The organism is Synechococcus sp. 60AY4M2 (assembly GCF_002760375.1).
Lineage (GTDB): Bacteria > Cyanobacteriota > Cyanobacteriia > Thermostichales > Thermostichaceae > Thermostichus.
This window is the reverse complement of record NZ_AUMZ01000001.1, coordinates 1,977,089-1,999,841: the sequence shown is the minus strand read 5'-3', so window position 1 is coordinate 1,999,841 and position 22,753 is coordinate 1,977,089. Positions and strand designations below refer to the sequence as shown.

At 62.0% G+C, this 22,753-nt stretch carries 15 protein-coding genes and 1 pseudogene; 7 read left to right on the top strand and 9 right to left on the bottom strand.

Features of this window, described 5'->3' with window-relative positions; all coding sequences use genetic code 11:
* Positions 1 to 578: 578 nt before the first annotated feature.
* Both SYN60AY4M2_RS08725 and lgt read left to right on the top strand, forming a co-directional pair.
* The gene (locus SYN60AY4M2_RS08725) at positions 579 to 1,271 is read left to right on the top strand and encodes a response regulator transcription factor (protein WP_011431479.1); all 693 of its coding nucleotides are present in this window, start codon (positions 579 to 581) and stop codon (positions 1,269 to 1,271) included.
* A 217-nt stretch (positions 1,272 to 1,488) separates the two neighbouring features.
* Positions 1,489 to 2,628, top strand: a complete 1,140-nt coding sequence (lgt, locus tag SYN60AY4M2_RS08720) for a prolipoprotein diacylglyceryl transferase (protein ID WP_099812724.1) — start codon at positions 1,489 to 1,491, stop codon at positions 2,626 to 2,628.
* Between the two features lie 42 nt (positions 2,629 to 2,670).
* Here the strand turns inward: lgt and SYN60AY4M2_RS08715 are convergent, their stop codons facing one another.
* The 5 genes from SYN60AY4M2_RS08715 to SYN60AY4M2_RS08695 form a co-directional block, all read right to left on the bottom strand.
* On the bottom strand, positions 2,671 to 4,626 hold the full coding sequence (locus tag SYN60AY4M2_RS08715) for a tetratricopeptide repeat protein (protein WP_099812723.1): 1,956 nt from the start codon (positions 4,624 to 4,626) through the stop codon (positions 2,671 to 2,673).
* 2 nt (positions 4,627 to 4,628) lie between these two features.
* A complete protein-coding gene (locus SYN60AY4M2_RS08710; RefSeq protein WP_099812722.1) occupies positions 4,629 to 6,110 on the bottom strand; it encodes a site-2 protease family protein in 1,482 nt (493 codons plus the stop codon).
* 46 nt (positions 6,111 to 6,156) lie between these two features.
* A complete protein-coding gene (acsF, locus tag SYN60AY4M2_RS08705) occupies positions 6,157 to 7,248 on the bottom strand; it encodes a magnesium-protoporphyrin IX monomethyl ester (oxidative) cyclase (RefSeq protein WP_011431482.1) in 1,092 nt (363 codons plus the stop codon).
* A gap of 99 nt (positions 7,249 to 7,347) precedes the next feature.
* Positions 7,348 to 11,955: a glutamate synthase large subunit gene (gene gltB, locus SYN60AY4M2_RS08700; protein WP_011431483.1), complete on the bottom strand. Its 4,608-nt coding sequence runs from the start codon at positions 11,953 to 11,955 to the stop codon at positions 7,348 to 7,350.
* Between the two features lie 288 nt (positions 11,956 to 12,243).
* Complete coding sequence (locus SYN60AY4M2_RS08695; protein ID WP_240527795.1) at positions 12,244 to 13,248, bottom strand: hypothetical protein; 1,005 nt, start codon at positions 13,246 to 13,248, stop codon at positions 12,244 to 12,246.
* Between the two features lie 345 nt (positions 13,249 to 13,593).
* Here SYN60AY4M2_RS08695 and SYN60AY4M2_RS08685 point away from each other — a divergent pair, with 345 nt between their 5' ends.
* Positions 13,594 to 14,607 (top strand): ATP-binding cassette domain-containing protein, encoded by a 1,014-nt coding sequence (locus SYN60AY4M2_RS08685; protein WP_099812721.1) that lies wholly within the window; start codon positions 13,594 to 13,596, stop codon positions 14,605 to 14,607.
* 163 nt (positions 14,608 to 14,770) lie between these two features.
* Complete coding sequence (locus tag SYN60AY4M2_RS08680; RefSeq protein WP_011431489.1) at positions 14,771 to 15,625, top strand: ABC transporter permease; 855 nt, start codon at positions 14,771 to 14,773, stop codon at positions 15,623 to 15,625.
* Positions 15,626 to 15,648: 23 nt separating this feature from the next.
* Here the strand turns inward: SYN60AY4M2_RS08680 and SYN60AY4M2_RS08675 are convergent, their stop codons facing one another.
* On the bottom strand, positions 15,649 to 15,864 hold the full coding sequence (locus SYN60AY4M2_RS08675; RefSeq protein ID WP_011431490.1) for a hypothetical protein: 216 nt from the start codon (positions 15,862 to 15,864) through the stop codon (positions 15,649 to 15,651).
* Between the two features lie 118 nt (positions 15,865 to 15,982).
* Between SYN60AY4M2_RS08675 and SYN60AY4M2_RS08670 the strand changes: the two genes are divergently transcribed.
* Positions 15,983 to 16,627, top strand: a complete 645-nt coding sequence (locus SYN60AY4M2_RS08670) for a methyltransferase domain-containing protein (protein WP_099813303.1) — start codon at positions 15,983 to 15,985, stop codon at positions 16,625 to 16,627.
* 182 nt (positions 16,628 to 16,809) lie between these two features.
* On the opposite strand, the gene SYN60AY4M2_RS08665 is transcribed toward SYN60AY4M2_RS08670, so the two are convergent.
* Together SYN60AY4M2_RS08665 and gltX are read right to left on the bottom strand one after the other, a co-directional pair.
* Positions 16,810 to 19,947 carry a GAF domain-containing protein gene (locus SYN60AY4M2_RS08665; protein WP_143596985.1) on the bottom strand — a complete coding sequence of 1,046 codons (3,138 nt, stop codon included), beginning with the start codon at positions 19,945 to 19,947 and terminating at the stop codon, positions 16,810 to 16,812.
* 40 nt (positions 19,948 to 19,987) lie between these two features.
* Complete coding sequence (gltX, locus tag SYN60AY4M2_RS08660; protein ID WP_099813302.1) at positions 19,988 to 21,427, bottom strand: glutamate--tRNA ligase; 1,440 nt, start codon at positions 21,425 to 21,427, stop codon at positions 19,988 to 19,990.
* Between the two features lie 226 nt (positions 21,428 to 21,653).
* Here gltX and SYN60AY4M2_RS08655 point away from each other — a divergent pair, with 226 nt between their 5' ends.
* Together SYN60AY4M2_RS08655 and SYN60AY4M2_RS08650 are read left to right on the top strand one after the other, a co-directional pair.
* Entirely contained in the window at positions 21,654 to 22,004 is a 351-nt protein-coding gene (locus SYN60AY4M2_RS08655) for a hypothetical protein (RefSeq protein WP_011431494.1), read from the top strand.
* A gap of 112 nt (positions 22,005 to 22,116) precedes the next feature.
* A complete protein-coding gene (locus SYN60AY4M2_RS08650; protein ID WP_083759181.1) occupies positions 22,117 to 22,341 on the top strand; it encodes a DUF2555 domain-containing protein in 225 nt (74 codons plus the stop codon).
* Positions 22,342 to 22,387: 46 nt separating this feature from the next.
* On the opposite strand, the pseudogene SYN60AY4M2_RS08645 reads toward SYN60AY4M2_RS08650, so the two are convergent.
* Positions 22,388 to 22,753, bottom strand: a pseudogene (locus tag SYN60AY4M2_RS08645) (hypothetical protein); the annotation flags it as partial.

Here is a 22,753-nt window from a genome sequence, read left to right as displayed (position 1 = left end):
CCAACAGGTCGGTTCAAGGAGCGTATTGCGCAATTATGTCAGCATTATGGCATGGAGTTTATTGAGGTAGAGGAGGCGTACAGCTCGCAGGCAAGCTTCCTAGATGGGGATGAGCTACCTAATTATGGTGAAAAACCCGACGGGTGGAGACCCTCTGGGCTGAGGCGAATGCTGCCGCCAACCTGCTTAAGAAAGTCAGCAGAACCTTGGGGCTTTGCCTTCAGGAACTGTCTAGAGGCGCTTTGACAACGCCGTTACGGGTTCTTTTGTGGACTGCGTAAGAATCCCCCGCCTTTAGGCGGTGGGAGTGTCAAATATACCTACTTTTCGAGGCAAGGCAGCAATCTCTCTGGACGCTTTCCAGGTCTAAGTAGGGGAGTATCTTTAGTCATTTAGACAGGCCAAAACCCTTATAGGAACTCAGGTACGGCCTGTTAAAGAATTAAAGGGCACAGTAGCAACACCTAGCAAACCAACTTCGGAAGCAGGATGGATTGATTAGTACCGCCAGTTCCCACGGCTAGGGTATGCTGGTGAGCAGTGAGCAAGTTTCCTGCCTTTTCTTTTGAGGAGAGAATATGCCAGAACCGGAATCCTCCTCAGCCCACATTCTGGTGATCGAAGATGAGGCCAAACTGGCCCGTTTCCTGGAAACCGAGCTGGCCTATAGGGGATATCGGGTGAGTGTGGTCGGCGATGGCACGGTGGCCTTGGCGGCAGCCCGCGACCAGAACCCCGATTTGGTGCTGCTGGACTGGATGTTGCCCGGGATCTCGGGGTTGGAAGTTTGTCGGCAGTTGCGCTTGACGGGCAACCGCGTGCCCGTGGTGCTGATGACTGCCAGCGACGAGGTGGCAGATCGGGTGGCAGGTCTGGATGCTGGGGCAGATGACTATGTGGTCAAACCCTTTAGCCTTCAGGAGTTGCTGGCGCGGATACGGATCTATCTGCAGCCCCCCAAGGGATCTGGCGACAGCCGGTTGGTGTTTATGGATCTGACGCTGGATCCGGTGACACGCCAGGCAAGCCGGGGAGAGCGACAGGTGGAGCTGACGGCCAAGGAATACGACTTGTTGCGCTACCTGATGGAACACCCCCGCCAGGTGCTCACACGCCAACAAATTTTGGAGCATGTGTGGGGCTATGACTTTACAGGCGATTCCAACATCATCGAGGTCTATATTCGCTACTTGCGTCTTAAGATCGAAGGCCCAGGGGAGAAGCGCCTGATCCAGACGGTGCGCGGGGTAGGCTACGTGTTGCGCGAATAGGAGGCCGACATCCCCCAGAAGAATGGCCTGGGCAGCCTGGGGGGATCGCTGCTGCGGCAAGATTGGGGAGAATGGATCCCTATCGAGGCGCGGGAACGGCTGCTCAAAACTGGAGAAAAGAACCCGGAGAGGATTTCGTCCTGCTAGCAGGTGAGGTTGATGGAAGCCGACTGCTGGAAATGAATGGGGGGATTTTGGGGTGCAGAGGGTGTTGTCGATGAATCTAGGGAGTGCAGGGCTGCTGGGCCTTACCTTCAGCTCACCGGGAGAATTTGTCTTCCGCTTTCCCCCCGAAACCCCTCTCGTAGGTGGGCTGGGGCTGCGCTGGTACGGCCTGCTGATGGCCATTGCCGTGTTGCTGGGGCTGCTCTTGACCAAAGCCTTGGCGGAGGCCCGCCACCTGGAGAAGGAGCCAGGCGAGGCCAGCGAACGGGTCGAGATCCTGGCCCTGTGGCTAGTGGTATCGGGATTTCTGGGCGCCCGCCTCTACTACGTCCTCACCCACTGGTCAGAGTTCCAAGACAACCCCCTCCTGGCCTTTGCCATCTGGCGGGGAGGCATCATCATCCACGGTGGGATCTTGGCTGGTGCACTTGCCCTCTACCTTTACTGCCGCGCCACCGGGATCAACGGCTGGAAGTACGCCGATGTGATCATGCCGGGGCTAATCTTGGGCCAGGCCATTGGGCGCTGGGGCAATTTTTTCAACTCTGAGGCCTATGGAGCCCCCATTCCCCCAGACAGCAGTTGGCCCTTGCGGGTATATATCCCCCCTCAAGCCCGCGAGCCTGACTACAGCCAGTTTGAGTTTTTCCACCCCATCTTTTTCTACGAAAGCCTGCTCAACCTGCTTCTGTTTGCTCTCTTGATGGGGATGTTCTGGCGCTTCCCCAAGCTCAAAGATGGCACCTGGGTCTGGACCTATGTGGTCGGCTATAGCTTGATCCGCATCCCTTACGAAATTTTGCGCGTCTCGGCGGTGGCCTATCTGCCGGGAACTTCCATCAAGGCCGCCTACGTGGCCAGCGCCGTAGGCCTGGTGCTGGGGATCGGCATGCTGGTCTATATGTACCGGCTGCGCTTCGACCCCGATTTGGAGCAGTTGACAGCTTGGCTGGCCCAACAGGCAGGGCTAGAACAGGAGACGGCTGCTGAGCTGGTGCAGCGGGCCTGGGCCATCCAGCAAAAGCACCGCCGCGCTGACTTGCTGGATCGCGTCACCCTGGCCATGCCCCACTTTCCCAGCGCCCTTGCCCCCCATCTCTCTTTGGGCCAACGGGAGCTGCTGATGCGGCAATTGTTCTGCCGCTTGGAAGGTCGGGATCCCGCTGGAGAAGGGCTTCCCCAGCCAAGTTAGCGCCAGAGCTATCGGGCCGGACTAGGCCACCCAAACTAACCTTCAGGTCTTCAGACTTTGCAGCCACGCTTCTAGGGCGCGGATGGGAGCGGGATCCCGGTAGAGGCGCTCTTGGCGGGCTTTTACCCGCTGCCCTATTTCCTCACGCCAGCGGTCATCCAGGCCCAGCCGCACGGCAATCTGGATGTACTCCTCTAGGCTAGAGGCGATGGTCTCGTAGATCCCCATCTGCCGCAGGATGGCGTAGGTGTGGCGGCCCCGCATCAGGGATCCCGGCAGCGTGACGATGGGCAGGCCATGGGGCAGGGCTTCCAGGGTGGTGTTGCCGCCGGACCAGCCGATGCTATCCAGGTAAACATCCCCCAGGGCGTTGTAGGCGGCATATTGGGCAGGCGAGAGCTCCGGCAACAGCAGCACATGGTCTTCAGCGGCCAGGCCGTAGGCTTGAAAGGCCCGCTGCAGCCGTTGCCAAAAGCGCTGGCGGATCCCTTGGGAGAGGCGGCCTCGCAAAAACAGGAATTGACACCGCCCCACTTCCCGAGCAATGCGGGGGAACACCTCGTCGTACTGCGGCAAGTACTTGAACAGAGATTGGGCGCAGAGGTAGAGCACCCTGTCGGTATCCACCCCCCAGGCTAGCCAGTCCACAGGGGCGGGGTCAATGTCCAGAGGGATGTAGTAGGTGCCGATGCCGGGCAGGGGCAGGAGCTGCTCGGTGTAGTGGCCGGCCCCGTCCGGCGGCTCCATCAGCTCGCTGCTGAGGAAAACATCCATTGTTGGCAGGCCAGAGGTTTGCGGATGTCCCCAGGCCATGGCCTGCACAGGGGCCAAACGCAGGGCGGCCAACTGGGCACAGACCGGGTCGATGCCCACCTCCGGGTAGAGGAGCACGTCCAGTTGCGCCTCCCGAAGGGTTGCCTGCCACTCCGCCAGGCTGCGGGATCCGGCCACAAACTGCTCAAAACGAGGGGGCAGGGAGCGCGTGATCTCGTCTTGGACGGCCGAGGTGTGGAAGCCGTAGAGGGCCACTTGGGAGCGATCCAGAGCTTCTACCCAGCCGCCGGTCAAGATCTTCCACACCGAATGATCCCGGAACAGGCCGGAGACGATGCCCACCCGCAGCCGGCCAGGACCTCGCCGCAGGACAACAGGGGGCTGGGGGTAGCGGGCCGCCATCACCTCCCCCACCAGGGATCCGTACAGGTGCTGCAGCTCGCGGTCGTTCTGGCCCTGGTAGGGCAGAAAGAAGGGTTGGACGGAGCCGACGCCGGCGGCAGCGCGCTCTAAAGCAGCGGGATCCCGCGGCAGTTGGGCCCAGCGGGCCTTGACCTGTTCCAGCGCTTGGCGGTAGCGCTGGCGGGCGCTTGCAATTTGCTCAGGGGTGTCGTAGAGCAAAGGCAACTGGCTGAGGCACCAGCCCAGGGCCGCGGCCAAATCGGCGGGATCGGCCTGCCAGAGGCGGTAGAACAGCTCCGCTGCTTCCGCCTCCCGGCCACAATCGCGCAGCAGGATGGCCAGCGTGTAGGCGGCATCGGCAAAGTCCGGCTGCAACTCCAGAGCCTGCTTCAGGGGTACCAGGGCCGCCTCCAACTCCCCCTGTTGCCGCAGCACCAGCCCCAACTGGTACAGAACTTCCGGATCCGGCCCCCCCTGCTCCAGAGCCTGTTGGAGGTGAGCTTTTGCCTCCTCCAGGCAGCCTACCTGCTTGAGGACAATTGCCAGATTGTAGTGGGCGTCGGGAAACCACGGCTGCTGGGCCAAGGCCTGCTGCATCAGGGCAATGGCTTCTTCCAGGGATCCCTGCTGCTGCCGGCAGATCCCCAAGAGGTGCAGCGCCTCCGGGTGGGCGGGCTGGGCTTGCAACACCTGTTGGTAGAGGGAGATGGCCTCCGGCAGTTGCCCCGCCTGGTGATGGTGGACAGCCTGAACCAGCAGGCGCTGCAGGTGCTGTTCCTGGTTCTCTCGGCTGGGGCCAAAGCCCTTTCCCGGCGGCGACATCTTTAGCCGTTGGGAAAATTCAAAAAGCCTGCCAAGGCCGGGGCAATCGGCAGCAGGGTCATCACCATCAAAAAGAGGGCCAGCAACGCCAAGGCATCCCGTTGGCCGTCGGTCTCGGTAATCTCATCCTGCGGGGGACGCTCCGGCTCGCGGGCAATAAAGAGAATCAGCAGCGCCCAGTAGAGGGCCAAGACGTTGCTGATGGCCGCCACCGCCAGGGCAATCAGGGTAATCACCGTGGCGCGGGCCGCCGTCTTCCGCCCGTACACCGCCTGCACAATGCGACCCCCGTCCAACTGCCCCGCCGGCAGCAAGCTCAAGGCGGTGATGGCCAGGCCAATCCAGCCCACCGCCACGAAGGGGTGAATGGGCACCAGCTCCGCCTGCAACTGGGATCCCAGCACCAGCCGCGCCAGCGTGCCCACCAGGATGGAGCTGCGAAAGATCTCCGTGGGCACGTACAGCCCCCCGGAGCCAGACAGCCTTAGGCCGACCAGCAGCACCACCAAGGAAAGGAGGCCGCCCGCCGCCGGGCCGGCAAAGGCGATGTCGAACAGGGCCTTGCGGTTGGGCACCGGCGACTGGATGCGGTTTAGGGATCCCAGCGTGCCAATGCCCAAGCTGGGGATAACAAAGGCAGGGCTGAGGCGCACCCCGTACTTGCCCGCCATCCAGCGGTGTCCGGTCTCGTGCACCAGCAAGATGGCGAAGATCCCGGCCGCCACCGGCAGGGCCTCCACCCAACGCCCCGGCGCCTCCAACAGCCGGAAGCCGAACAGGTTGGCCCCCACCTCCAAAGTGGCCAGAAAGCTAGCCAGCATTAGGCCTGCTGCCAGAATCTGGGCTCCCCTCGAGGTGCGGTAGTTAACAATCTCATCTGGCAAGACCACCACCGCCGGCTTTTCTGAGGCATCTTCCACCAAAAACAGTTGGTAGCGGCTGCCCAGCCGCTCCCTTAGCCTTTCCTGCAGCAGCGGCACCACCCCCTCCGCCTCCCGCCGTAGGTTGCCCTTGAAGATCGCCCCCTCCCCATAGGGGATGGTCTCAGTCACAAAAAAGGTGTCCAGGCTGAAGATGGACTGAATGGCCTGCAAATCTTCCGCAGAGATGCCCCGCAAGACCAAAGGCTGCTCGGCAGGCGTCTCCCCAGCCCCTTCCGAGGGGATTTCCTGCCGCTCCTCCATCTGGGCCAACTGCTGCCGCCGCGCCTGCAGCTCCTGCTGGGCCAACTGACGGGTTTTGCGCCCCACGGCAATGTAGAGCCCCGTGAACACCAGCAACAGCAGCAGGAAGCCGGCGAAGTTGAGGTAGATCCCCAGCAACAGCAGCCCCAGAAAGACCACCCACGGCAAAAGGAGCAGGGATCCCTGTAACCACACCCAGACGGCCAGGGATCCCCGCCGGCGGGCTCGCCAGAAGCCCCAACCCAAAAACGCCAGCGTTCCCAACAAAAAGAGGGGCGTAATCTCGGCGGCGATGTTCATGGCTAACCCACGAGGCTTACCAATAGGGAGCTGGAGTCAAAACGGCTCAAGCGGAAACAGCCGTTCCTTCAAACCGAGGCTCCGGCTGCTCCCACAAGTAAAAGCCAGCTTTGCGCGGTTTGAGCAGGAACAGCCGCAGGAACTGGTAGGCGTTGTTGAGGTAAAGAGGCAGCTTGCGCAGGCTCTTGAAGGGCCCAGCTCCGCGGGCAATCTCCCTCAACTTGGCGTTGTTGGCCACGCACTTCTGCAGCCGGCGCACAAACTCGGGGTTCTCCACATCCAGCACCACCGGGAAGACCTTGGCCGCCTCGCGGTTGGTCTTGTAGATCACCTCCATGTCGTAGGTGTGCGGATCCAGGCCCAGGAGGCGGTAGAAACCTGGGCGCTCGCCCACGTCGTTGAGGTACATGGTGGCAAACACCGACAGCAGGAAGAAGCGACACCACAGCTCCGCCACCCACCCCTCGAGCAGCCGCGGCTGGCTCAGGAGCATGAGGGCAAAGAAATCGCCGTGGCGGTTCTCGTCCTGGCACCAGTTCTTGAAGAAGTTGAAGATTGGGTAAACGCGGTTTTCGGGGTGAGCCTCCAGGTGGCGGTAGATGAGAATGTAGCGCCAGTAGCCGATCTTTTCGGAGAGATAGGTGGCGTAGAAGATAAAGCGGGGCGCAAAGTAAGTGTAGGACTTGTGCTTGGTCAAAAAGCCCAAGTCAAAGGCCATGTTGAAATCGCCCATGGCGCGGTTGAGGAAGCCGGCATGGCGAGCTTCATCGCGGCTCATCAGGGCAAAGCACTCAGCCAAGACCGGGTTGGTCTCCTTCAGCCTGCGGGATAGCTCCTTGTAGAGGAGGAAGCCGGAGAACTCCGCCGTGCAGGAGCGCTCCAAAAACTCCACAAACAGCCGCCGCGCCTCCGGATCGAGCCGGCTTTCCCAATCTTGGTTGAACTCCTCGCCGCGGACGAAGTGGTGGCGGTTGTAGTCGGCGCGAAACTCCTCCAAGATGGCCCGGAAGTCGGCCTCTCGATCGCCTAACCCCATCTTGCCGATGGCCTCGAAGTCGGTAGTGTAGAAGCGCGGCGTCAGGATGGTCTCGGTGGGCACTCGCGCCTGGGTTTGGGCAGCTCGCAAAGTGGAACTCATAGGGGTTACAGGATGAAAAGGCCAGTATACTCTCGCAGTTTACCAGCCCTTGTGGCCGGGGGGGGGATAAGAAGTGTTACCGACAGGCCCCACAACCCCCTACGACTGCACCGCCGCCGGCTGGGATCGCGCCGGATCCGTCAGCTCACTCCCCTCCTCCGAAGGAGGGATCACCTGCCAAAACAGAGGCAGGTAGCGCTCCCAGTTCTGCAGGATGCGCTCGGCTTTGGGGGAATGGGTGCGGCGGTAGTGCTCTTGGATCAGGCCCTTCAGTTGCGCTTCCGCCGCCGCCGTCTGTATCCGCTGGATGCGCACGATCTCGCCGTTGACCTTGGCGGGGAAGTTGCCCTCTTCATCGAGCACGTAGGCCAGGCCGCCGGTCATGCCCGCCCCCAGGTTGCGGCCCACCCGCCCCAGCACCACCACCACACCGCCGGTCATGTACTCGCAGCAGTGGTCGCCGGATCCCTCGATCACCGCCTGGGCGCCGGAGTTGCGCACGGCAAAGCGCTCCCCCGCCTGGCCGTTGGCAAACAGGGATCCGCCCGTGGCCCCGTACAGACAGGTGTTGCCCAGGATTACATTTTCCGCCGGATCCCGCGGGGCTTCTGGGGGAGCCAGAATGACAATTTCACCGCCGCACATGCTCTTGCCCACGTAGTCGTTGGCTTCTCCCGTCAGGGTCAGGCGCATGCCCGCCAGGGTAAAGGCCCCAAAGCTCTGGCCGGCTGTGCCCACAAAGCGCAGATCCAACAGCCCCCCTTGTCGGACAAAGCCGGTATCCCCATACAGCCGAGCCAGGGTGCCGGCAATGCGCCCGCCCACGCAGCGGTCGGTGTTGGCGATGGGCAGCTCCAGCATGGCCGCGCCGCAGGTCTCGATGGCCTTTTGCACCTCGGGCCGGGCCAAGATGGCGTCATCCAGCACCGGGCCATTGGAGTGCACCGGCTCGTGCTCCAGCCACTCTGGGCGCTTGTGGGGATCAAAGCCCGGCGGAGTTCGCAGCAGACACTCCAAATTCAAGGACTGGGTTTTCGCCAAAGCCACATCGGCGCGGGGGCAGAGCAGATCCACCCGCCCAATTACCTCCTCCAGGGAGCGGTAGCCCAGCCGGGCCAGGATCTGGCGCACTTCCTCGGCCACAAAGGCGAAGAAGGTCACCACCTGGTCCGGAGTGCCAGGGAAGCGCTTGCGCAGCTCTTCCTTTTGGCTGGTCACCCCCACCGGGCAGTTGTTGGTGTGGCACACCCGCGCCATGATGCACCCCTCGGCAATCATGGCTACTGTCCCGAAGCCGAACTCCTCTGCCCCCAGCATGGCCGCCATCACCACTTCCCAGCCGGTGCGAATGCCGCCGTCCACCCGCAGAATTACCCGCTGCCGCAGGCCGTTTTCCAAGAGAGCATGATGCACCTCCACCAGGCCCAGCTCCCAGGGTGCCCCCGCATGTTTGATGGAGCTCAGGGGAGAGGCCCCTGTGCCCCCCTCGTGGCCGGAGATCTGGATGATGTCGGCATTGGCCTTGGCCACTCCCGCCGCCACGGTGCCGATGCCCACCTCCGCCACCAGCTTCACCGACACCTGCGCCTGCGGGTTAACCTGGTGCAAATCGAAGATCAACTGCGCCAGATCCTCAATCGAGTAGATGTCGTGGTGGGGCGGCGGCGAGATCAGGGTCACCCCCGGCTTGGAGCGGCGCAGCTTGGCGATGTAGGGGCTGACCTTTTTGCCGGGCAGTTGTCCGCCTTCGCCCGGCTTGGCCCCCTGGGCAATTTTGATCTCGATTTGCCGCGCGTTGAGCAGGTACTCCGGCGTCACGCCAAAGCGGCCCGAAGCCACCTGCTTCACCGCCGAGCTGGCGTTGTCCCCCATGCGCAGGCCCTTAAGGTGAGGAAAGCGCGCCGAGGTCCCCTCGGGTGTTACATCGGTGATGGGGATGTAGCGCTCCGGATCTTCCCCGCCTTCGCCGGAGTTGGACTTGCCGCCGATGCGGTTCATGGCAATGGCCAGGGTCTCGTGGGCCTCGCGGCTGAGGGCCCCCAGCGACATTCCCCCCGTGGCAAAGCGCTTGAAGATCTCGGTGGCCGGCTCCACCTCCTCCAGGGGAATGGGATCCCGGTCGCTGCGAAAGTCCAGCAGATCCCGCAAGGCTGTGGGGGTGCGGCCCCGCAGATAGGTCCGGTAGATCTCGTAGTGGTCGGGCTGGCCTGAGGCAATGGCCTTGTGGAGCAGCTTGGCCATCTCCGGGCTGTTGATGTGGTATTCCCCCTTGGGCCGCGCTTGGATGAAGCCAAAGTTCTCCAGCTTTTTCGAGGTGAGCTGGGGGAAGGCTCGCTGGTGATTGGCCATGCCCTCGCGGGCCAGATCCGCCAGCGTCATCCCCCCCACCCGCGACACCGTGCCGCGGAAGGCCAGATCGATCACCTCTTGGCTGAGGCCGATGGCCTCGAAGATCTGGGCCCCGTGGTAGCTGGAGAGGAGAGAAATGCCCATCTTGGAGAGGATCTTGAGCAAGCCCGCCTCGATAGCTGCCCGGTACTTCAGTTGAGCTTCGGCCAGAGAGAGCTGGGGCAGCTTGCCGGCGGCCATTTGGGTTTGCGTCTTGGGCTTGTGCCACCACTGGCGCACCGCCTCATAGGCCAGGTAGGGACAGACGGCGCTGGCCCCGTAGCCAATTAGACAGGCAAAGTGGTGGGTACTCCAGCACTGGGCTGTCTCCACCACCAGGGAAGCGCGCAGGCGCAGCCCCTCCTGGATGAGGTGATGGTGGATGGCCCCCACGGCCAGCAGAGGCGGGATCAAGGCCTGCTCGGCGCTCAGGCCGCGATCCGAGAGGATTAAGATCTCTGCTCCCTCCCGCACCGCTTGCGCCGCCTCTTGACAGAGGGCTTGCACCTGGGCGGCCAGCCCTGCTGGCCCAGCGGCCACCGGGTAGAGGATCGGCAGCGTGCGGCAGGGAAAAGGCGTCTGCTGCAGGGCGGCCAGCTCCGCCTCGTTGAGCACCGGGCTGCGCAAGTGCAGCAGACGGGCATGCTCTGGGCGAATCTCCAGCAGGTTGCCTTTGGATCCCAGGTACACCTCCAAAGACATCACCAGGCTCTCCCGCAGGGGATCAATAGCCGGGTTGGTTACCTGGGCAAAGCGCTGCTTGAAGTAGTCGTAAAGGGGGTGGGGCTGGGTGGAGAGCACTGCCAGCGGCGCGTCGTCCCCCATGCTGAAAACCGGCTCTTTGCCTGTGGCGGCCATTTCCTCGATGATCATCTCCACATCTTCCGAGGAGTAGCCGCAGGCAGTTTGCAGTTGGAGCAGCTGCTCTTCGGTAAGCTGCGGGGCGTTCTCAAAGTCTTGGCTAGCCAGCTGAACGCGGTGAGCCCTTAACCACTCCCCATAGGGGTGCTGAGCTGCCACCTGGGTTTTGATCTCCCAGTTTTTGTAAAGCTGGCCACTTTGCAGATCCACCGTCAGCATCTGCCCTGGCCCCAGCCGCCCCTTTTCTAGGATCTCGGCTTCCGGCAGCGGAACCACCCCGGCCTCTGAAGCCACCACCAGCAACCCATCGCGGCTGAGGGCATAGCGGGCCGGGCGCAAGCCGTTGCGATCCAGGGTGGCGCCAATGGTTTTGCCGTCGCAGAAGACCACCATAGCCGGCCCGTCCCACGCTTCCTGCAGGCCGGCGAAGAACTCGTAGAAGTCCACCACTTCCGGGCGATCTTGCAGCTCCGGCTGGTGGCGGTAGGCCTCCGGGATCAGCGCCATCATCGCCTGCTGGCTGGAGTAGCCCGACGCGATCAAGAGCTCAAAGACCGCGTCCAGGCCCGCTGAGTCGCTGCTGCCGGGATCGATGACGGGTTTGAGCTCCTCGATGGCCTCGCCCCAGAGGGGATGGGCCAGGGTGGGCTCGCGGGCAGCCATCCAGTTGACGTTGCCGAGATACGTGTTGATCTCGCCGTTGTGGCAGAGGTAGCGGAAGGGCTGGGCCAGCGACCAGCGGGGCAAGGTGTTGGTGCTGAAGCGGCGGTGATAGGTGGCGTAGGCGGTGGTGTAGAGGGGGTTGTGCAGATCGCGGTAAAACTGGCCCAGCACCGCCGATTGCACCATGCCTTTGTAGACAATCAGCCGGCAGGAGAGAGAAGCAAAATAGATGGAATAAAAGCCAAACCGGCTTTCCACCTGCCGCCGCAGACGCCGCCGCAGCAGATAGAGCTGCCGCTCCAGCTCATCTCCCGCCAGCCTGGGATGGGTGAGAAGCATCTGCCAGATAGAAGGCAGGGTTTGCCGCGCCATCGGCCCCAGGCACTCCGGATTGACCGGCACCTGGCGCCAGAGGGGCCGCCCCCACTCGCTGGTGGCCAAGTAGTCGTCGATGAGCTGGCGTACCGCCTGGCACTCGGCGGGAGCCTGAGGCAAAAACACCATGCCCACCGCGCTGCGGCCGGGATCCCAAGCCCGGATCTCGTCCCTCTCTGCCTGCAGCAGTTGCCAGGGAATGGCTGTGGCAATGCCGGCCCCATCGCCGCTTTGGTTGTCGCCGCCGCAGCCGCCGCGGTGCTCCATGCAGGCGAGAGCTTGGAGGGTTTTTTGCAGCAGCTCGTGGCTGGCTCTCCCCTGGCGATCCACCAAAAACCCAACGCCACAGGCATCCCGCTCTTGAAAGTGCCAGCTTTCCTGCAGGATGGGAACCGAGACCTGGGAGCGATGGGGATTCATGGGGAAAAACGGCTTGGAATGAATCACGCTTTAGAGTTGGGAAACTAGCATATCGCAATCCAATCCGGCAGGAAAAGGGGTCAGCCCCAAGTCAAGCTGGATTTTGCCGATAGGACAATCGGATAAGCGAAGAAAGCCAAAAAAGGCTCGCTACGAACAGATTTTTCCAGTTTTTCTGCCAGCTTCTTCGGCAGACTTTGGACGATCTGGGACAACCAGAGGGTATGCCTCAGCTGGCGCTGGCTTCGCTTGCCGCCAACCGGCCATGTGGAGAACTGCCATTAACTGTTATCTGAAGAAGTCGGAAAATGTATTTCGCAGATCGGAGAGCCGGTCGTTGAAGCAGGTGAGCCGGTCATCGGTGGAGCTCACCAGGGTTAAATCTGCCCTGCCGGTTGCGCCCTCGGATCCCAAGAGGGGGACGCTCATGCGGCTGGGATCCGCAGGATTCTGGGAGACGCGGATGACAGCTTGCTGGCGGTTGAACTGATAGGCCTCGGCCACGTAGCGGATGGGCTCGCTCAAATTGGGATCCACCGGCAAGCTGGGGGCCGGCAAAAGATCCACCAGCTCGGTAAAGGTGCCGCTCCGCAGGCCCACCACGGCAGCAGCCCCCAACTGGTTGCAGATGGCGATGAGCACCGGCTCTTGGGCGCTGGCGCTGACGTTGGCCAAGGTGACGGTGACGGTGGCCCGGCTGGGCGCTGGGGGATAGGTGATCTCAAAGGTGCGGGCAGAGGCGTTGCCCAGCTCGTCGCGGATGCGAAAGCGAAGCTGCCCCCTGTAGGGCAGGATGGAAGAAAAGTAGAAGCCGAAGCGGTCACTGGGGCCACGTCCAGGGATGTTGGCCTGGCCAGGGACGTAGGCGAGGACGGCCCGGCTTTGCCAGTTGTTGGGGGGCGCGTAGGGCAGCAAGGGGCCGCTGTCAAGGCTGGGGGGATCCTGGGGAGGTGGATCCGGCTGGCCATCCCTGTTTAGATCCAGGCCATTGCCCAAAAAGGCCACTGAGCGCTGGAGCAGGATGGGACGGTTTTGGGTATCGACTAGAGGAGGTCGCCCTTCCGCCAGCCCCGCATTCTCCACATAGACGTTGAAGGGGCGATTCAAGATCTGGTTGTCCCGCTGCCGCCGCACGTTGAACTGCAAGTAGGGCCCCACCGCGCCCGCTGTCGGGGATCCCCCTGTAATTTCAAAGTCGTCGGCCCGCAGAAAGGCATTTTCCAGCGGGCTAAGCGGCGTTGTCGCCTCGCCACAGCCGACCAGGCCGAGCGCCAAGATCGCCCCAGCTGCCAAAGATCCCAGTCTAGGTTTGACGAGATTTGGGATAAGAGATTGAACAGGGGAAGTCGGGCCCGCACAGGTGGGATGCGCAGGCCGGCAGGCAAGCTTTGGCTTCACCATTCATCTTCTCCCCACAACAGAGATTGGCGACCGGGCTGAGCGGGAAATCGGCGAAAATCCACCTGCAGCCCCCCAGCGTCGCCTGAACCACTATATCCTGAGCTTCGGTTTGGATCCCACCATCCCTATGGGGTTGGGAGCCATGAGTCGGCGATAGGGAGGGAGGAATTGAGGGAATCGCTACTCCTTTCTCCTGAGCCGGCTTGATAGCTTAGAGGAAGCGAAAGGTGGATGCCCATGTCAGATACCCCTGCAGTCTTGGTAGAACAACTCCAGAAGCGCTACGGCTCCACAGTGGCCGTGGCCGATGTCTCCTTCCAAGTAGAGCCCGGCCAGATCTACGGCATTCTCGGCCCCAACGGCGCCGGCAAAACCACCACCCTGCACTGCCTGTGCACCCTGCTGCGCCCCGACGCAGGCCGGATCGAGGTGTGCGGGATCCCCGTCAACGAAAATCCCAAGGCAGTACGCGAAAAGCTGGGCTTTGTTGCCCAGGAGGTGGCTTTGGATAAGGTGCTGACGGGGCGAGAATTGTTGCAGTTGCAGGCCGATCTCTACCACCTGCCGCGGCCCTTGGCCCAAGAGCGGATTGCCACCGTCCTCGAATTACTGGGGCTGGCCGACCGGGCCGACCAACGCATCGGCACCTACTCCGGCGGCTTGCGCAAACGCCTCGATCTGGCGGCAGGACTGCTGCACCAGCCCCAGGTGTTGGTTTTGGACGAGCCCACGGTGGGCCTAGACGTTCCCAGCCGGCAGGCCATCTGGGACTTCCTGCGCCAGCTCAAGAACACCGGCGTTACAGTGGTGCTCAGCAGCCATTACCTGGAGGAGATCGACCTATTGGCCGACCGGGTGGCCATCATCGACCGCGGCAAGGTGATTGCCGAAGGCACCCCAGAAGAGCTAAAAGCCCGCGTCGGCGGCGAGCGCATCACCGTCAAGCTGCAGGAGTTTGCGCCGCCAGAACTGGCCCAACGGGGGGCCGAACTGCTGGGATCCCTGCCCTTTGTCCAAAAAGTGGTGATCAACAGCGCCCAGGGCAACGCCCTCAACCTGGTGGTGCAGCGCAACGGGGAGGATCCCCTCAGCCAGATCCGCGCCCACCTCGAGGCCCATGGGCTGGAGGTGTTTAGCAGCAGCCAATCTCGCCCCAGCTTGGATGACGTGTATTTGGCGGCAACCGGGCAAACCCTCCTGGATGCGGAGCTGGCTGCCGCCGAAGCCAACCTGGGCAAAAAGAAAAAGTAACTTCATTTTCAAGAGCAATGCAACGGTTCCCCACGTCGATCCCTAACTCCCCAATTGAGCCATACTGATTACAAGCTGATATGTACAAAGTTCCATTGATATTGATTGATCGATTGAAGATTGCATTGATGATTATTGATCGCAACATTGCAGGAGCCTTGGTATGACCTCTGCCGCTTCCCCCATCCAATCCAACCCGATTCCTCTATTTACAGCCGACTTTTGGCAGGAGACCTTTGCCCTCGCCCGCCGCTTGTTTATCCAATTGCAGCGTCGCCCCGCCACCCTGCTGGTCGGCATCATCCAGCCGCTGCTCTGGCTGATTTTGTTCGGGGCCTTGTTCCAGAATGCCCCTGCCGGCATTTTCGGGGCCGGACAAAACTACACCCAGTTTTTGGGGGCAGGCGTGATCGTGTTTACGGCCTTTGGCGGGGCCTTGAACGCCGGTGTGCCGGTGATTTTCGACCGGGAGTTCGGATTTTTAAACCGATTGCTGGTGGCTCCCCTCACCTCTCGCTTTTCCATTGTGCTGGCCTCTAGCCTGTTCATCGTCAGCTTGGCGCTGCTGCAGACGGCGGTGATCGTGGGGGCAGACTACGTCCTCGGCGGCGGGATCCCGGACGGGCCGGGCTTGGCGGTGGTGGCGTTGATCGTGGGCCTGTTGGTCTTGGGTTTCACCGCCCTGAGCTTGGGCCTGGCCTTTGCCATGCCGGGGCACCAGCAGTTGCTGGCCTTTATCTTTTTGGTGAATCTGCCGCTGATCTTTTCCAGCACCGCTTTGGCTCCCCTCAGCTTTATGCCCACCTGGCTTCGCTGGGTGGCCAGCCTCAACCCGCTCACCTTTGCCATCGAGCCGATTCGCCACGTCTATCGCAGCAGCACCTGGAGCTTTGCCGATGTGGTGCTGCAGGCCCCCTGGGGCGAACTCACCCTGGCGGGATCCCTGGGGCTCTTGACAGGGTTTGTGGTGGTGTCAGTGCTGCTGGTGCAGGGGGTGCTGCGCAAGAGTTTGGCCTGAGCATTTTGCCCAGGCTGTGCCCCTCAAAGCCACTGGCGGGAGACGGACTTCTCTAGCTCTGCCTGCGCTTGCTGCACCAGGGCCAGAGGGCTGTCCTTTGCTGGCGAGAGATGTAGAGGAGGGGTGAGGCTGCGGGCCTGCAGGGCCATGTGGAGCTGCAGTTCGGTTACATAGTCGCGCAGGTCAAAGCCAGCGGCAGAAGAGGAGCGAGCTGTAGCGGAAGCGTAAGAGGCAGACATCACGGCAAGAAGTCCCTCGGAAAATGGCCACCGTCGCCCTGCTACGCTATCACGCCTGCTCCCCTCGAGGGAGTTCCAGAATGTTAGCTTTGATTAAGCTTTGCAACAGATTTTGGCCATGGCGGTTCTTGAAGATTGGCAGCGCTCCAAGTTGGATCCCAGCGACGATGCCCTCTTTTACGACTATCCCCGCTTCGTAACCCATGTGGATGCCGGCTTCATCGGCCAGCTCACCGATCTCTACCGCGAGTATTTGCGGCCTCAGAGCCGCATTCTCGATCTAATGAGCAGTTGGGTTTCCCACCTGCCGCCGGAGATGAACTTTGCCCATGTGGAAGGGCATGGGATGAATGCTCAGGAACTGGCCGCCAACCCCCGGCTTGACCATTTCTTCGTCCAGAACCTCAACCAAAACCCGCTTCTGCCCTTCCCGGACTGCACTTTTGATGCAGCGCTGAACGCGGTTTCGGTGCAATACCTGCAGCAGCCGGAGCAGGTGTTTGCCGAGGTGCATCGCATCCTCAAGCCCCAGGGCCTTTTCATTGTCAGCTTCTCCAATCGCATGTTTTTCCAGAAGGCCATCCAGGCCTGGCGGGATGGCTCGGAAGCAGAGCGGGTGGAGCTGGTCAAGCGCTATTTTGAGTCGGTGCCGGGATTCGAGATCGTCGAGGTGATCCAGCGGCCTGCTCCCCTGGGTTGGCTTGCCCTTTTGGCCGGCGGGGATCCCTTTTACGCTGTGGTCGGTCGGCGAACCGAGGCATGAGGCCATCCATCTTGCGCGTGGCGCCCTTGCATTTCTGGACTCCAACCGGCATGCCGCTGCGGTTCCCCGGCCTTGAGGGGCGGGTTGCTCCCTGCCGAACGACGGGGGCAAAGGCGACGAGACTGGATCCCTGAGGCAAACTGCCATCCCGAGGAGGTTCTGCGGGGGTTCTCCGGGCAAGCTTAGGAAGGGGGGGGCAAAGGGATCTGCAGCTCCACCACTGTGCCGCTACCCAAGCGGCGGTTGCGCCAGGTGATGGTTGCCCCGATTAGCTCGGCTCGGTAGCGCATGTTGAGCAATCCATGGCCGTGGCCAGGTTTCTGATCGGGATCGATCCCACCGTTGAACTCCGGCATGCCACGGCCATCGTCGATGATCTTCAGCTCCAGGTGGGTGTAAGGGGCTTCGGGATTGACAGAAGGCTCCTCTGCGCCGCTACCGGCTTGAACCTTGGGCTGAATGGTGATGTCGATGCGCCGTGCCCCTGCGTGTTTGACGATGTTGTTCAGCGCCTCCTGCACGATCCGAAAGATGTTGCTTTGGCAGGCAGGGCTGAGACGGGAGAGCAGGCCATCGGCGCGGTTGTCGAAGCGGGTGAGAAGCGGGTGAGGAGAACGCTGGGCCGCCCGTTCCAGAAGGCTGCGCAGAGCCGGGCCCAGGTTAAAAGCCCGCATGGCCAGCGGCTGCAGATCCTCGACGATCCCCCGCAACTCGGCCATGGTCTCCTGCAGTTGGACGCTCATGACGCGTAGCTGAGCCTGGCCGGCAGGGCTGAGGGTCGGATCGCCGGCGAGCTCCTGAATCTGACGAGACAGAGCTCCCAGATCCGCTAGGGTCTGATCGTGCAGATCGGCGGCCAGGCGACGACTTTCCGCCTCTCGCCCCTCGGTCAGCCCTTGCAAGGCTGCTGCCGTCGCCTCTTGACGGCGAACCTGCTCGTAGAAGGAGGCCCGCTGCAGCGCCACTGCCGCAATGTCCGCCAGCGCTTCCACCAAGTCCCTATCTGCAGGGGCAAATCCGGCGGCTTCGGGGGCAGTATCGGCAGTTGGAGGCTTCCGGCCTGCCGTCGCCAGGGGCGGAATGGAGGCGCAGAGCACACCCGCAATCTGGTTGGCATCGGTAACCAGAGGTACACACAGTAGGGAGCGGATGCCCTTCTGCAACAGCGTCTGGCGGGTGGGAAGGGGCAGCGGAAAGGTTTGGACATCGGGGATCAGCAGCGTGTCCAGATGGGTGTAGCAACTTACCCAAATGAGCTGGCTCAGCTCAGGGGTCAACGTCTGCCCCACCTGGGAAGGGATCCCCGGCTGACGGCGGTATTCCTGAAGAATGGCGAGGGGTTCTGGAGCCGCTGCAGGCTGTTGGGCGCTCGGCCCATAGCCGCTCCGCGGCGCCACAAAAGTACAGCGATCGACCTGCAAAACTTCCGCCATGCCCTCGAGGGCAATCTCTACCACTTGGTGGGGATCATAGGTGCCGCTGAGGCGCTGGGCGACCTGGCGCAACAAGCTTTCCCGCTGGGCCGAGATGCGGGTTTGCTCGTAAAGTTGCGCCTGTTGGAGGGCGATCCCCGCCTGCTCGGCCACGGCTTCCGCCAACTCCAGATCCTCCGGCTGCCAGGGGGATCCGCCGTGAGGGTAGCGCAGCAGGGCAATACCCCCCAACACTTCCTGTTGTCGCTGCGGCTGGTCAGAGGCAAACAAAGGCACCCACAACAGCCCGCTTCCCTGCCGCTGCGGCTTCAAGTCATCCGGCACCACCACCGGCTCCTTCAAGGTGGTCAGCAGGCTGGCTGCCAAGCGCAACTTGGCCTGAACCGTTTCCGACAATTCCGGCGGGATCCCCGGCTCCGGCCAGGGCTTCTGGAGGGATCCCGTCAGCGGGGCATCCAGCAAGGGCTCCGTCCCGCTCACGCGCACGGCAGGGGTGAGCTCCGGCGCATAGATGCCCACAGGATGCAGCATCTCCTGTTCCGGCTGCCAAAGGGCCAAGATACACACATCCGCCTGAAAAGCCGCACCAATCTGCTGGGTAATCGCGTGGAAGAGAGTGGTGGGCTCCAGGCTGGAGCGAATTGCCGCTGTGATCGAGTGCAACAGCGCCAGCCGTTCCGCCTGCCGATGGGCCCGCTCAAACAGGCTGGAACGAGTTAGGGCAATCGCCAGTTGGTAGGCCACCGAGCGCAACAGGTCAATCTCCTCCGGCTGCCAGGGGTGGGGTGTAGTTAGGTATACCCCCAGCAGCCCGATCATCCCCCCTGGCGCAGCAGCCAAGTCGGATCGGCCCGTCTGCGGATCCCTGCCGCCGGCTTCCCCCAGCCCGGCTCCTGCTGAGCCCACCGCTTGCAACGGGATCAGCACCGCCGAGCGAGCCTGTAGCGCCTGGAAAGCGGCCAGTCCCTGCGGCGGCAACAGATGTTCCTGAGCCGGCTGCATATGCAGGGCTATTTGCACCACCTGCCCCTCCTGCAACCGCTCGCACAGCGAGCCAAAGTCTTGGATCCGGTACACCTGCCCCAGGGACGGGGCCAGCCCAGGGCTTAGGGCCTCGTGGGTGACCTGAACCGTCTCCTGATCCGGGTTGATACTGTAAAAACAACAGCGGCTCAGCCCCTTCACCCCTTTCGAGAGAAAGGCGTGCTGCAGCTCCTTCAGGGCAGTGCTGACGATTTGATCCCACTGCAGAAAGCGGTGGACAGTGCTGGTGATGCGGTTGAGCAACGCCTCCCGCACCGCCTGTCGGCGGCTGCGCTCCAGCAGCTTGGCATTGATAATGGCGCTGGCCGTATAGGAACAAAGAAACTTCACTACTTCTACAAAGCTGGCCTCCAAGGGTGTCCGGCTCAGCAGAGCCAAAGCGCCCAGCCGCTCCTCCCCGCGGTTAATTGGGTAGGCGACAAAGCCCCGCAGGCCATTGGCCCTCACCCACTCCGGGGCAGGCATCCAGACCTCTTGATCCGGGTTGTTGCTCAAGAGGGGCAACCCTTGCTGGACCACACGCCCCATAGGGCTGTCATCGGGGTAGATTCGCTCAATTTGGGCGTGGGCAGGGCTGAGCAGGCCAGCATGGGCCACCGACCGAAAGCAACCCTCTTGCGGGTCGAAAAACCAGAGGCGAGCGGAGGCCACGCCCAGGCGGCTCACCATCTGGTGCACTAGGGTTTGAGCCAACTTGAGCAGGCCTTGCTCCCACACCTCCGGCTCCGCCGCTTCTGAAGCCTCTTGCGAAGAGAGCAGCACCAGTTCCTGAACGATTTGGTTGGCAGCCTGAAGCTGGATCAAGAAAGTGGAATCCGGATCGACAAAAGCCTGCAAAGGCATAGCAGCAAGCAATAGAAAAGTCAACTCCAACAGCCTGAACTCAGGCAACCACCTTCTGCACCGCCTCCAGCCGCCCCAAAGCCCAGCCCCGCCGCTGCAACAGCGCAAAAGAGGCCATCAAATCCGGCCCCTGCAGATCCCCTGTCAGGGCGGCCCGCAAGCTTTTCAGCAGCAGGCCCTTTTTCATCCCCTGGCTTTTGGCCACCTCTTCCACCAGCGGTTTTAGGCTGTCCGCGGAAACTGGCTGGGGCAACTCAGCAGCAGCCAACGTGGTGGCCATGGCGGCCATCGCTTCCGCCACCCCCGGCAGGCGCAACTGTTCCAGAGCCGGCAACGAGTAGCTGAGGGGCTCTTGAAACAAAAAGCGGCTCAGGGGAGGAGCCTCCGTCAGGCGGTCGATGCCCTCGGCGATTAGGCAGGCCACCTCTTCCAGCCAAGTGGGATCCGGCACGGATCCCAGGTCAAACCCCGCCGCCTGCCAAAAGGGTGTCAGCCGCTCCACCAATTCTGCCGGGGAGAGCTGCTTGATGTACTGGCTGTTGATCCAGTTGAGCTTGTCCCAATCAAAACGAGCGGCAGCCCGGTTGACCCGGTCGAAGTCAAACATCGTAGCCGCCTTTTCCAACGAGAAGATCTCTTCCCCATCGGGAGGCGACCAACTGAGCAAAGCCAAGTAATTCTTGAGAGCTTCCGGCAAGAAGCCCATCTGCTGAAACTCCGCCACCGAGGTCGCCCCATCCCGCTTGGAGAGCTTCTTCCCTTCTGGATTCAGGATCAGGGGAGAATGGGCAAACTGCGGCGGTTCATGACCCAGAGCGCGGTAGAGCAAGATCTGCTTAGGCGTGTTGCCGATATGGTCTTCGCCACGGATGACATGGGTGATGCCCATGTCGATGTCGTCCACCACCACTGCCAGGTTGTAGAGAGGGTAGCCATCCGCCCGCGCGATCACCATGTCTCCCCCCAAATCCTGGGTGTTCCAGGTAATGGGGCCGCGGATAAGATCCACCCACGACACCTCCAGGGGCTCCTCGATCTTGAAACGGATCACCGGCTGCCGACCCTCGGCTTCATAGGCCCGTCGCTGCTCCTCAGTGAGAAAGCGGTGGCGGTTATCGTAGCGGGGAGCCTTGCCGGCGGCCTTCTGCGCAGCGCGCATTGCTTCTAGCTCCACCTCGCTGACATAGCAGCGGTAAGCCAGCCCCTGGTCCAAAAGCTGCTGCACCACCGCTTGGTAGCGCGCGATGCGGTTGGACTGGTAGATGGGCCCCTCATCCCAATCCAGTCCCAGCCAGGCTAGCCCTGCTAAGATGTTGCGGGTGTAGCGGGGGGAAGAGCGCTCGCGGTCGGTGTCTTCGATGCGCAAAATGAACTGGCCACCGTGGCGGCGAGCGTAGAGCCAGTTAAACACCGCCGTCCGGGCGGTGCCGATGTGCAAGTTGCCAGTTGGGCTAGGGGCAAGGCGAACGCGAACACTCACAGGCAACGGTTCTCAAACAGTGCATCCCGATCCTAGTCGGCAGGGGGATCCCGTGTCATGTTGGGGGCTGCAACCGTTGTCAACCGAAGTCTTTCGGGTAGAATCCGCCTTAGCTGCCGGTCAAGAGGTAGGCTCCCCGGGGGTCAAGGTTGGTGGGCAACGCCCAGCTTCTGCTTTTTCCGGTGTTGAGGAACGAACTACAGTAGCGTAGGAGGAACTACAGCACATGCGTCTAACCCTGGCGATTGTTCTGGGCTGTCTAGCCGCCGGGATCCCGGCGGGGGCTGTTTTTGCCCAAATTGCCTATCCTTCTTACCCGGTGGGGGATGCCCTGGATGCGATCCTGCTGGATAGGGGCAGAGATGCGGATCCGGTGGTTTTCCCTGAAGAGGTAGTGCGCTCCCAGGCCCGGCGAACCACCGCCTTCTTCACCACTTTGCTGAACCAGCGCACCAACATCCCGCCCTTGCGCTCGCTGGATTTGCCCAGCCCCTACCAAGCCTCGGTCCGCACCCAGGCTGGCTATTACCGCGTTACCCAGACAGAGCCTGTTTTGGACGCCGAGCTCCTCCGCTAGGCAAGGCAGATACCCAGCCTGCATTGTGTAGAACCTCTACAAATTCGTGGTTTCGGCCAGGGGGCGTCGGGCCGAGAGGCTAAGATCGGCTTGTAGCGTGTTCAGGCTGCCTATGTCTGCCCGATCCAAAGTAGAAGCCCTCCCCAAGGGCATGGATCCCCGCCAGTTCACTGCAGCCGATGTGGCGGCCATTGCGGAGCGTCTGGAGCGCAACGAGTACCCCAACGTGTTCGACTGCCTGGAGGATTGGCACACCCTGCGGGCCATTGCCTTTTACTCTCCCGAGCTGGTGGCTCCTTATGCCCATCTGTTGGAGTGGGAAGTGGATGAAGACTAGAGCTGTCCTTGTAGCTCTGAGCTTTGCTTAGAAGGGATCCCCCTCCTCAACCAGAAGGGGGAGAAGAGCTTCCATCTAGCCCCTGTCTGCGAATAAGATAGCGCACTTCTTCGAGGAGAACGTTAAACCTCTGGTCATTCTCGATCTGACGCTGGTTGATGGCCTGGATAGCGCGTTCGTGCTCTTGTTGCAATGCAGTGAGAGTGATGAGAGCTTGAGTTACTTCCTCGGCCCATTCGGCCAAGTGTGCTAAGTCCGAGCGGGTCTCACGGACAACTTCCTGTAAGTCTCTCAAGCCTTGCGCTTGAGCCACGTTTTGCTCATAGCTTTCCCGAATGGCCTGGCGCAGCTGCTCAATTTCCCGGCTGCGAGCGGCGTTTTGCTCGCTCAGCTCGGCGTGGCTTTCCCGAAT